13 protein-coding genes and 1 pseudogene are annotated in these 10,297 nt (G+C 53.3%); all 14 read right to left on the bottom strand.

The features are described from left to right. The 14 genes and pseudogenes from AFK66_RS08155 to AFK66_RS08085 all read right to left on the bottom strand — a co-directional run bounded on the left by AFK66_RS08155 (position 1) and on the right by AFK66_RS08085 (position 10,292). Positions 1–756, bottom strand: coding sequence for an Ig-like domain-containing protein (locus AFK66_RS08155; protein WP_032967901.1), 756 nt, complete (start codon positions 754–756; stop codon positions 1–3). 57 nt (positions 757–813) lie between these two features. Further along, a complete protein-coding gene (locus AFK66_RS08150; protein WP_032967899.1) occupies positions 814–1,194 on the bottom strand; it encodes a phage tail termination protein in 381 nt (126 codons plus the stop codon). Next, positions 1,191–1,652: an HK97 gp10 family phage protein gene (locus tag AFK66_RS08145; RefSeq protein WP_007779733.1), complete on the bottom strand. Its 462-nt coding sequence runs from the start codon at positions 1,650–1,652 to the stop codon at positions 1,191–1,193. The genes AFK66_RS08150 and AFK66_RS08145 overlap by 4 nt, the downstream gene beginning before the upstream one ends. Position 1,653: 1 nt before the next feature. Further along, the gene (locus AFK66_RS08140) at positions 1,654–2,004 is read right to left on the bottom strand and encodes a hypothetical protein (protein WP_007779732.1); all 351 of its coding nucleotides are present in this window, start codon (positions 2,002–2,004) and stop codon (positions 1,654–1,656) included. Positions 2,005–2,176: 172 nt separating this feature from the next. Next, positions 2,177–2,578 (bottom strand): DUF7370 family protein, encoded by a 402-nt coding sequence (locus AFK66_RS08135; protein WP_032967897.1) that lies wholly within the window; start codon positions 2,576–2,578, stop codon positions 2,177–2,179. Positions 2,579–2,636: 58 nt separating this feature from the next. Continuing rightward, positions 2,637–2,933, bottom strand: coding sequence for a hypothetical protein (locus tag AFK66_RS08130; RefSeq protein ID WP_032967896.1), 297 nt, complete (start codon positions 2,931–2,933; stop codon positions 2,637–2,639). 10 nt (positions 2,934–2,943) lie between these two features. Next, positions 2,944–4,041, bottom strand: coding sequence for a major capsid protein (locus AFK66_RS08125; RefSeq protein ID WP_032986381.1), 1,098 nt, complete (start codon positions 4,039–4,041; stop codon positions 2,944–2,946). A 14-nt stretch (positions 4,042–4,055) separates the two neighbouring features. Beyond that, positions 4,056–4,508, bottom strand: a complete 453-nt coding sequence (locus AFK66_RS08120) for a gp53 minor capsid family protein (RefSeq protein ID WP_007786504.1) — start codon at positions 4,506–4,508, stop codon at positions 4,056–4,058. Next, positions 4,508–5,782, bottom strand: a complete 1,275-nt coding sequence (locus AFK66_RS08115) for a hypothetical protein (protein ID WP_038882434.1) — start codon at positions 5,780–5,782, stop codon at positions 4,508–4,510. Before AFK66_RS08115 ends, AFK66_RS08120 begins: the two co-directional genes overlap by 1 nt. 16 nt (positions 5,783–5,798) lie before the next feature. Then, on the bottom strand, positions 5,799–6,761 hold the full coding sequence (locus tag AFK66_RS08110) for a phage minor head protein (RefSeq protein WP_032968667.1): 963 nt from the start codon (positions 6,759–6,761) through the stop codon (positions 5,799–5,801). After that, positions 6,709–8,052 (bottom strand): anti-CBASS protein Acb1 family protein, encoded by a 1,344-nt coding sequence (locus AFK66_RS08105; RefSeq protein WP_007779663.1) that lies wholly within the window; start codon positions 8,050–8,052, stop codon positions 6,709–6,711. The genes AFK66_RS08110 and AFK66_RS08105 overlap by 53 nt, the downstream gene beginning before the upstream one ends. Before the next feature lie 282 nt (positions 8,053–8,334). Next, positions 8,335–8,520: pseudogene (locus AFK66_RS23005) on the bottom strand (phage minor head protein); the annotation flags it as partial. An 88-nt stretch (positions 8,521–8,608) separates the two neighbouring features. Further along, on the bottom strand, positions 8,609–9,862 hold the full coding sequence (locus tag AFK66_RS08090) for a PBSX family phage terminase large subunit (RefSeq protein WP_007779660.1): 1,254 nt from the start codon (positions 9,860–9,862) through the stop codon (positions 8,609–8,611). Beyond that, the gene (locus tag AFK66_RS08085) at positions 9,798–10,292 is read right to left on the bottom strand and encodes a terminase small subunit-like protein (protein WP_032967891.1); all 495 of its coding nucleotides are present in this window, start codon (positions 10,290–10,292) and stop codon (positions 9,798–9,800) included. The genes AFK66_RS08090 and AFK66_RS08085 overlap by 65 nt, the downstream gene beginning before the upstream one ends. Positions 10,293–10,297 lie beyond the last annotated feature (5 nt).

Here is a 10,297-nt window from a genome sequence, read left to right as displayed (position 1 = left end):
TTACGGGGCTTCGGTCACTGTTACTGCACAGGTGTCAGTAAAGCCGCCGTCAGCGGTGGTGGCGGTGATTGTTGCCGTACCCTCGCTGACTGCTGTAACCAGGCCTGTGGTGCTGACCGTCGCGATAGCCGGAGCGGAACTTTCCCAGGTTACCGATTTGTTGGTGGCATCGTTCGGTGCAATCATGGCGCTGAGCTGTTGCGTTGACCCTTCCACCAGCGAGGCAGTAGCAGGGGTCACGCTTACGCCAGTTGCGGCGATTGGATCGGCGATGTTAAACACCACGGTATCTGCGTCGTAAACCTTCCACTCACCGGAATAGGTGGAAATATCGCTGGTGCCAAAGTCACCTGACCATGAAGTGGTGTTGAAATACCCCATGATGTAAGTGCCTGCATCTTCGCCTGCGAAATCGAAACGCACCCAGACGGTTGGCTGTCGGCCAGCCTGCACTTCGTCGAAAATGTACTTCGCCATGCGAATGGCGCCAAATTCACTACCCTTATCCTTTTTACGGAACTCACCATCGCCAGAAATAGTAAAGTCCATGTTATTGACGAGGTTCTCTACCAGCCCTTTTGAATCATCCGCTTCCGAAGTGACGGTGTTCATTGAGTAGTCGAAACCCTTTGTCGTCATAGCGCCGAGACGCTTCCATTCCGAAAGCGCTGGCACAGTGTCGGGGCAGCCTAAGGCCATGCGGAGCACAGCTACTTTCCCGATCAGCTTGCCAAAGTCATTAGCACAGCCTTGCATGTGTTACCTCTCAAATAAAAAAGGCCGCCTGATGGCAGCCTGTTGGTTGGGAAAAGTTTAATCGCCGTAAACGCAGCGAAAGCGAATCGTGAATATCGGCCGACCCTCAGCGGACAGTGTCGGTGATGGGATTCCCATGCACTCGATGTAGTTCACGCACTCGTCAGCGGTGGGGTTGCCTTGAACGTAGTCGATGATTTCAAGCATCCGCCCGGTTGCCGCCCGAAGATTTTCTTTTGCGCCTATCAGCAGCGCCTCGACGTAGTAATCCGACGCCAGGTCATCGCGAATTGTCGTGCCCCCGGCAGGACGAAAAACAAGAAAGGCTTCGGCAGGCTTTCCGCTATCGACAAAAAGAAGCATCTGCACCTTATAGCCATCCGTCAGGCCTGCACTGGTGAGCATGTTTTTCACCCTTTCGTACATTGGTGGCTTCATGGCTTAAGCTCCTTGCTGAAGATGTCATTAATGATCTCTTTGTTGTTGTTCATCGCTTTTACCAGGAACTGAGGTTCGCCGCCCGGGTCCCAGTAGTTGCCTTGCCCGGTACCGCCGCCAAACTCTTTCGGTTTCTGCGGTCCCACAGCGGAACGGTTGCTGGTTTTACCGAAGTGGGCACGCGGCTTGCCCTTAAGCTTGCCGGATGCGTTGTGGACGTAGAGCGCATATGCAGCCGAGTAACCGATCTTTCCGGTAATGCGGACGCCGCTCAAGTCCACATCCTTAAACTGGGAGTTAACGAGATTGGAGGTGTCGATTGGCGTCATTAGCGCTGCGTCAGCGGCAACCACATCGAGCGCCATATAAATCGCGCGGATGGCCTTTTTATCAGTGTTCTTCACGAATTTATTCAACTTCATGACGACCTGAGGAATACCATTAACTTTTACGCCCACGCTATGCCCCTGTGATAATGGCCCAGTCATCAACAAGACGGTCGAAGGTGTCTTCAAACCGCACCGCTTGCATCACTTCATCTGCGCCTGCCACCAGCGGATCGGGTTCGGTGGATATGCCAATCAGTATGTAATCGCCGGTGTCCGCCAGGGCGTACTCAGTCCAGAACGTGTTTTTAACAACCCGCTCAGCGCCTATGTCGCCGAGCCGCTTGCTTAACCCACCTTCATATCCGCAATCGATGACCACCGGAGCTGCGAAACCCAACGGATCACCATAGTCATTCTGGCCTTCCAGTCGCTTCCAGAACGTCGCTTTGCCGGTGTATGACCAGCGGGCCAACTCTGACATTCTTATTCCCTCCAGCGCAGCACCTTCGCACCACTCTCCCGGATGCGCGGGCAGTTGATAAACCACTCCCCATCCGATTTAACGTATCCGGTTGTCTGCCGACCTGTGTCAGTAAGTACCCATACGCGCTCGAATGACCGCGGGAGTCGATTTTTAACGGATATCCACGTCATTAGCGTTCACCGTTACACATGCATCCACCTTTCCCTATCCAGATTCCTGCAAAAGCCTTATTGCTGGGGTCTGGGGGAATCAGCGAGGTTGCACAGCCATACTTATCAAGCCCTCGCAGTAAGGACAGAGAGCCTGACCACCGATCCGCAAACGACTGATATCGAAACGACCTTGAGGCACCTGACGGGGCTGTCTGAGAGCTGATATAGCGATCGCCCTGCCCCAGCCCCATCAGTCCTAACAAATACATCTGAATTAGCAGCGCTGTCGCAGGTGGGTAATGAGCATCAAGGCATTCCTGAATGCTGTTCACCTGCTCAATCAGCGCGTCAAGAATAAAGTCGGGCAGCGTGATGCCGACCGACGATAGGTATTCCTTCGCCTGTGCTGTGGTTATCATGCTGACCTCAGATATAGCCCTCCGCAGAGGGCATAAAAAACCGCCATCGAGGCGGATGTTACTCAGCAGGGAAAAGCTTATCCAGCTCGCCATCTGGCAGAAGGTCTGCGAGCTTGTCGACGCCCATATTGCCTTTGTACTCAATGCCAAGATCATCAAGTCGCTGGGTGATAGCCTGCTTGCGGGCCTGCTTATCGGTAGATGCATCAGGAGTAGTCGGAGTCAGCTCTGCTGACGCCTTACCGGAAAGCTTACGGACATGAGCTTTCAACGAAGGGTGCAGGTTTTCCAGTTCAACCACATCGCCTAAAGAGACACCATGCCAAGGACGTGTTACTTCGTATTTATCAGCCATGATTTATCCCTTATGCCAGATTAGCGCCGTAAACCACACCAGACAGGCCTTCGCCGTCCTTCTTAATCTGCAAGCCTTCTGCAGACATGATCTGGAAGTTGTAATTGCTCTGCGGCATCAGACGCGGCAGCGGAACTACGCCAACAGCCATGCCTACCAGCGGTGAAATTACGTCCTGGCGACGCTGATATCCGAAGAACTCATTGCCGCTTAGCGCGAAGGTCGGGCGGATTTCCTTGGCAGGAATGAAGCGAGAGATCGCATCAGCCACAGTCCCGCTTACCAGAGCGTTGCTGCCGGAGTTTACGTTGATGAGGTATGGTTTGGACATGTTTGCCCAAATCTCAGCACTCACCCACAGAACATCATAGGCAGCAACTTTGTTACGGCGAGCAGTCAGGCCAAAAGCACCAGTCGGGCCGAAGAATGCCAGCATGTCAGCCGGTGAGGCCGTAGTCAGGTCGATATTCGCGCCGCCAGCGCCGCTGCCGAGGTTAATCTTCGCAGTGTTTCGGTGGTTACGGATGCCCTGACCTTTGTAGCCATCGACAGAAATGCTGTCATCGCCATTCAGGTAGTACCCGACGCGCTTTTTGTGGAACTTGCGCATCTTGGCCGCCTGCGAGTCCAGCGCCAGGTCAATACCAACAGTGCTCAGGCCTGCAGCGTGACGCCAGTTAACGCCATAACCTGCGGTGAACACCGGAATAGGGTCGCCATCGCCGCCGTATTCGGTGTGGTCGAAGGAATATGGTGCCTGACCATCAATGCTGATTGATACGTCATCAGCAATATCACCGGAAACGGTGTAGAGCTTCGCGGTTTTGCCGATAGGCAGTACGGTCTGGACAGCCAGAAGATCGTTGATAATTTCCATGCCGTCTTCCTGATCGCGCATCTGGATAATCTGGCGATCAATCTCAGCCCAGAATTCGCGGGTAAAACCGCCAACAGCGTTAGCCGCCAGCATTTCTGCGGTCATGCTTGGTCGGTAGGCATTAACCATCATGTCATGCTGTTGATTGAAGATGTTGCGGTTAGCCCACAGCTCGTTCCAGTGTCCGCGCAGTCGGCTGTTAGCAGCCAGTGTTTCAGCGGTAAAATACATTCTTATTCTCCTGATTAAGCGCCAGCTGCTGCGGCAACGGTGCCTACGCGAGCGCGTACGCGGATTAAATCGGTAGTACTGGCGGCGATGGTGGCGTCATCCTGGCTGTAGCCAATCACTGAGTCAGTGTCGGCGGTCGCTTTGGTGAACTGACCATTAGTGCCAAGCTTGATCGGGTCATCTTTTGCGTAGGTGCCAGCAGCACACCGTAGCGCCAGTTCGCGACCCTCCTCCAGATAGTTGCCGACGGCAGAATCACCGGCAGGGATTGGCTCATTAACGGTCAGGCCCTGGTGATAACCGGTTTCAACGATGTAGAGACGACCAGTCAGAGCAGTTGCTTGTGCAAACTCGTTGTCGCCATTAATGACTACTGCAGTTCCCGGCAGGGTATCAGCAGCGACCACTCGGGTTTCGGTCTTGTACAGCGACTGACCGTCAATATTGATTCGACGATAACGTGCCATTACGCAGCACCTCCAAAGTAGGTTTTGTAATCAGGCGCGCCGGTTTCTGCCTGGTTCTGTGCAGAGTTAGTACCCAGCGGAGCGGCTTCGCCCAGAGATTTAAACATTGCATCGAGCGCTTCGCCTGACAGCGCGTTAGCTACGACCTCGCCATGCTTAGCGGCTACTGCGGCGCGCTTGGTCTGTTCTTCAGCCCGAGAGTTGGCGGTCAGGGTTTCTGTCAGCTTTTCCTGGTTGGCCTGTAGCGCTTCAACCTTCTCGGAAAGCGGCTTAATTGCCTTCTCCGTATTGGTAGCCACAGCCTCACCAATCATGCTGCCGATTTGTTCCAGTTCTTCTTTGGTTAAAGGCATGTCGCCCTCCGTTTTATGGTTTGTTGCAGGAGCATCCTGCGGTGTGAAAAGAGATTTGAATTTGTTGGCTACAATTGCGACCCACGACTCCTGGCGCGTTACTTTGGTGCCGGTGTCGTCGAAGGTGATCTGCCCACCATCACTGTTATACCCGTACACCTGTGCATCACCGCCGTTACGGATGACAATCGCCTGTGAATCGGTAAAGTCAGCAATCCATGCGTAATCGTCAGGCCCGGTCGCAAATTTGTCGCGGGCAGCTTTCTCAAGGCGGCGTTCACGTTCGCGGTAGGACTCGCCTACCAGTGCGCCAGAGTTGGTTTTGATGGACTTTGCCTGGTCAGCGTTAACCATCAGACCAACGCCCTGCTCTGGCTGTGCCGCACCGACTTCATGAAGGAGGATGGCGTCATGGTCCATTGCGTTGATTTTGGCGACCCATTCAATGCCCTGAGACTTCTGTTGCTCGCTCGCCTCAAGCTGGTCGAGAAATACTGCAACACTGGTATGAATTGGTGGTACATCATCGCCGCGTTCAATCGCTGCAACGCGCTCCAGCAGTTCACGCCCGCCCTCACTCTGATTAGCAACCTGAACATCAACCCATTTCTCCGCATAAACCCGATTGCCGGATTTCTTCACGTTGCGGTTCCATGCGCCGATGTGGCCTACGTTGATTCCCTCAGGCGAGAAAGCTGATACAAACTGACCATTGACCGTTGGGTGACCCAATGGTGCCAGAGTGCCTTCCAGCCCCTGATAGTGCGCGTCGATTTCTGATGCGGGGTAAAGACCACCGTTCATTACTACGTTAGCCGGCAGCGTATAGCTGGGGAGAACCAGATGTTCGCGCCCGTTATACGTTTCACGGCGAATAGACTGGCTGTTCACCTTTGTGGTGACGTTAACCTGCATTGTCATGGGTGATTACTCTTGTCTATGCCGCGTGTTTGCAGCAGTGATGTGATTTATTCGCAGCCATGCGCTTGCCCCATGTCTGGGCAAACTCTTTTTTGGCAATATCGATAACGCTGGAGTTAAGCGGCACGCCCTTCTCATCAACCAGAACGGTGACCTGTGTGCATTTGCAGTTAATCGCGTTGCCGTTGATGCTGTACCACTCCCTGACCTCATCCGAGGTATAGAGGTGTCCGTGCCTGAGAGCGTGTGTGCGTCGCGTTGTGGGGCTTAAAGCGGACATATGAAGCAACATGACGTTAAGGCCTAAATCATCTTTTGCCTGGTCATGTTCGTCCCATCGCGCACGCCGGAGTGCGGTAGTGATTTCCGTACGTGCGATGCGGTTGGCTCTGCTGCGCTCGATATCTGTCTGCGCGGTTATATTTCTGGCGACGTCACGAGGATTCAGTCCGCGTCCGATACCGTCTGTCAGCACACGAGACAAATTGGCTTTAACCTGATTGCTCAGGCCTTTCATCTCTTCAAACTCGCGAGCCCTGACAAGTATCAAGCGTGACTGATAGGCGTCACTTAGCAGGATCTTCTCAATGCTTTCCCTGTCGGCGGCGTATGCCGGGGATTGCTGCGACAGATTGCTAAACTCCTGCGCCGTTCCTCGCTGATAAGCCGTAGACACGTAGTCCTGCCAGAACCACAGATTCAACTCACCACCCTGCAACAAAATTTCATCGACGAGCGATTCACCGTTTTGAAGCAGCATGGAAAGAAGTGTCTGGTCAAGGCGGAAGGTGTAGCGCTGGTTTACTGCTGGCTCTGAAGGTATACGGTTAAGTAACTCTATGTACCCCTTTCCTATTTTCCGTAGCCGTCTGCTGAACTCGCGCATTGCGCCGCGCTCCAGCCTGTCCACACCGGTCGGGTCTTGCTTATTGGCTGGCAGTATCGCTGGTTTCGCTGGCTTGTTCGCTTTCTTGGTCATCTTCATCCTCAGTCAGCAGTTCGCCAAGCGGCTCGTATCCTGCAGCAACGCGGATTTCGTTAGCAGTAAATACCTGCTCTCCGGTTGCCAGCGTCTTCTGGTTGATGTCACTCATTTTGCTGGCGCTATCCAGCTTGTCGGCTGATGACTGTTCATTCAGGTCATCCCAGATAATACTGAACTTCGCTACCGGTTTGAGGATTTGCAGGTCTATCAGCTTGTCCACCATGTCCTCAATATCGAATGACAGTTCTGCTCGCCGAGACTGACAACGAGCGTTGAAGTAAATCTGGTCTTCCGTGCTGGCGCGCTCGCCTGACTGGTTGCCAACGAGAATGCGAGAGGGAATATCAACCGATGCCGCAAAGGTCTTCAGGTTTACATCGTAAGTAGGTGAAGGGTCAGCAACCGAAGTTACCAGAGGCGTAACAGATGCCCCTTGAGTGGTCAGAAGCACATCATTGCCGCTGTTAACTTCTACGGCAGCCTCATTGAACTTCTCCTGCAGCTCTGTGACGCTAACGCCATAAAGTGACGCGAGGTTGCTGAAGTTAATCTCTTTATCGAAATTGACGTTCAGTTGGCGTGCTGCGTTCTTCAGGAAAGATTCCCCACTACCTCCCTCTACCTTTTCGAGGCTTACGGCTGCGTTGTAGCCAGGCTCCAGAAATCCGATCTCATCATCGGACATATCACCGATAATCAGGATTCGGTCAGGGTGGATATCGCGCTGAACTCTACTCCCGTCAGGCTGCACTTCTGTGTACTGCCATTTAGTGACATTGCCGTTGTTATCACGACTGGCAACCTTCAGTGCGCTGGCCCATGCTGGAGTAATCTTTTGCAGCGCCCTGCCTTTTACTACCGGCTCATCCCAGCGCTTGTTGTCTTTGATGTGCAGAAGGATGCCAGCCCAGCGACCAACCAGTCGGCGCGTATCGGCTTTAGCGAATGAGCGCCAGAAGCGGTGCGTAAATACCTGCTCTTTGCTGGACTTCTCCCACGTCGATTCCTGGCGTGATTCATCATCCGGATCACCCTCAATGACTTCAGGGTTATTTTTCCAGCAGTTGGATACCAACTTATTTACAGCACCGTTAGCGATGCCGCCGCGGCGATAAAGCTTATAGAGGTCATGGAAGTCTAAATCTTCCTTGAAGCCATATTCGCACCACGCCGTGCTGCGTTTTGCATCCAGACCCATAGACGGGTTAGCCATCATCATGCGGGCGCGCGCAAGCCTGGCATCGTTCAACGCATGGTTGACGGCCAGTGTTAATTTGTCAGTCATGGTTTATCCGGTTGGTGGATTTATGGCAATAAAAAAGGCCGCCGGAGCGACCTGTTAAAATTCATGATGGGTTTTTTGTAAGGCATCCATATCTATCAAGAGCTATGCTCCTGATGTGGGCTTTCTCCGTCTCAGAATCCCAATTGGCAAGCAGCCTGTCGTGACTAACAAGCCCCTGAGCTTTTGCCGCCAGCCTTTCCCGTGTGGTGCTGAGCATTGCTGCATACTCATAGTTTTTTCGCAGGACTTCCTGAGCGTATGCGGCATCGAAAGGATAAATCATTACTTAACCCACCTCTTACGCTCTTCTTCGAGCTTCTCCGCAAGGCCTTTGTTGAACAGGTTGTGGTCGTCGTTGAGCAGCACCGGGATCTGGCCGCAGTAGCAGTGATATTTATTGCCATCCCGCGAGTAAAACCCCCTGATCCAATCGGTCGTTTTGACCTTTCCGTGTTCAGAGGCGTGCCACCGGATTTATCGGCTTTGTCTTGCCTGACTCCCGACCTTAAAGGGTCTGGTTTGGCGTATCAGCCTACGCATTCATCACATATGAATTTTAACGCCCTTGCAGGCGCTTAGGAATCATCATCCCGGCCATCTGACCTTTACGCTTGATGTATCCGTCGAGGCTGTAGCGGATCGCATCCCATGTATGCTCGTCACCATCAGCGAGTTTAGGCAGCACTTCACCGGTAATGCGGTCGGTCTTGTACGACCACATACGAGCCTCACGAGCGACGTTTTTGCATCGTGGATGGATAATGATTTCGTCAAAGCCTCGCAGATGAGCTATGCCGTCTTCTACGCTGCCTTGCCACTTATCAGCGGCGGAGATATTGAATCCCTGGCGTTTGAGATAGCTGATTGTCTCTGGTCGTGCTGAGTCAGCCTTAATGGGCCATTCGCGCGCACCCGGAACGGTGTCGTAAAGCGCTGGCATGTGGTCAAGTTCAGTTTGCTGCCCATAAGCCTCGTACTCGATGTACAGCCGGTTGTGCAGGATGAAGGAGCGAACCAGCGTGTTCGGGTCTTTAGCAAATCCGAAGTCGGCACCGAAGAACAAGCGCTCTGCCTCTTTCCACAGTTCATCAGAGAATTCGGCTATTCGGTATTTGCCAGCCAGTACCTGTTTATCGGAGTTTTCGAGGTAAGCACCTTCCCATACCCAGGCGTAAGTTGCTGGGTCGAGACGTTTCTGGTCATTCTTTCTGACGCCTTCAAGTACTGAAGGGAACCAAGGGTTGTCCTGGTAGTTCATTTCGACCGTTATGCAGTCATCTCCAACTTCCTTGCGGAATCTCCTGTCTGTTGAGCTGCCATCGCGCTCAGGGTTCCAGGTAACCCATATTTCAGAGCCATCCTCGCGCACGGTGGGGTCAAGCTTCTGCCATGCTACCTCGCTGACTGTCTCGGCTTCGTCCACCCAGCACAGGAGGATGCGCGCTTTCGACTTAATGCTGTCGAGGTTGTGGCGGAGGCCGCAGAACACATAACTCACCCGCTTATCCAGCGTGCGAATGTACTTTTCACCGATATCGAAGTTAGCAGCGAGCCATGGAACGGCCCTGATGGCCTGCTTCACCTCTTCCATGCTCGACTCTTCCAGCGAGTTCATAAACTCACGGGCGCACAGAATGACGCCTGACTCACCATTACTGGCAGCCTGATAGGCCTTAACGGCTGTCATTAGTGCAAATGTTCGTGTTTTTGCGCTACCTCGCCCGCCATGTGAGCAGCGATATCGCTTATTCGGCGCTATGAAAAGTGGTGCCAGTTTCGCCGGTATCGGTAGCTGTACTGTCTGGCTCATGTGTTGGCTCTACCGGTACGAGTTGAATGGTTGTTGGCTGAGGGGTCATGCTGCCATCGGAAGACTTGTGGTCGATCTCCTGACTGACCTTGTCGCCATACTTCTTAGGGTTCATTCGGGCCAGTGCCCACTTGCGGGTATCAATTCGAAGCCGCGCCTTACCTACTGCGGCAGCCTCTTCAGCTACCGTATCAGCGATGTCGAACATCTCTTCGAAAATTGCGTCGGCGCGCGTCTCCGTGGCTTTCGCGTATTGGTCGCGAAACTCTTCATGCTGAGCAAGCCAGCGGAAGACAGTCGACTTATTCGGCATGCCTGGACGCTCACACACCTTGCGCAGGCTTTCACCATCGGCAAGCAGTGAGCAGATGTCAGCAGCCACCTCTGGTAGATAATCAGAAGGGCGGCCAGTTTTTGATTCGGTCGCCATAGTCA

Origin of the sequence: Cronobacter malonaticus LMG 23826 (assembly GCF_001277215.2) — a bacterium.
In the GTDB taxonomy this organism is placed as follows: Bacteria; Pseudomonadota; Gammaproteobacteria; order Enterobacterales; family Enterobacteriaceae; genus Cronobacter; species Cronobacter malonaticus.
The sequence above is the reverse complement of the archived record's forward strand: the minus strand, read 5'-3'. Positions and strand labels throughout refer to the sequence as shown.